The 547-nt window shown below is 40.8% G+C and carries 1 protein-coding gene and 1 pseudogene; one reads left to right on the top strand and one right to left on the bottom strand.

Going from position 1 to position 547, the window contains the following annotated elements:
- A partial coding sequence (locus GCE9029_RS25405) for a hypothetical protein (protein WP_157487861.1) occupies nucleotides 1-188 on the top strand: 188 nt, incomplete at its 5' end.
- Between the two features lie 174 nt (nucleotides 189-362).
- Here the strand turns inward: GCE9029_RS25405 and GCE9029_RS26875 are convergent.
- A pseudogene (locus GCE9029_RS26875) lies at nucleotides 363-547 on the bottom strand (M23 family peptidase); the annotation flags it as partial.

Below are 547 nucleotides of genomic sequence, written 5' to 3'. Positions count from 1 at the left end.
CACCGCACACACAAGTTGACCTTTCAGGCGCAGAATGGGATCGCCCTTACTCTCGCGAACTGGCTTGCTTCCCATCGAAAGCAACCAAGAACTCGAAGTACTGGCCAACTGTTAACCGTGTAGACAACGTATACGGTGACCGTAACCTAATCTGTTCTTGCCCAAGCATCGACAACTACGAAGACTAATTTTTGTAGATTTTAGATAAAAAAAAGCGAACCACTTGGTTCGCTTTTTTGTTTTTGTAGTTATTTGGTTGCTAGTGCAATTTACTTCATAAAGTGACTTCGGACTTGTTTATCAGTCGGGATTTAACGTTGGATAGGCAACGCTCAATCATTATTTGTTATACGAGAATTGGATTAGTTTCGTGTTAATTTAGACTTGGTTAGTAATATGAATTGTTCAGGGTCTATGTACCCTTTAAATATTGGAGGTTCTGTTGTGTATCCCCCCATCCAACGATCGGGACCAGTTTCTGGGTATTCCATACGTGACCCCATTCTTATTGAAAAATGTATATGGGCATTTACACCAATGCCAAAAT

This window comes from Grimontia celer (assembly GCF_900055185.1).
Classification (GTDB): domain Bacteria; phylum Pseudomonadota; class Gammaproteobacteria; order Enterobacterales; family Vibrionaceae; genus Enterovibrio; species Enterovibrio celer.
Note: the sequence above shows the minus strand (reverse complement) of the source record. Positions and strands in the feature narration are given on the sequence as shown.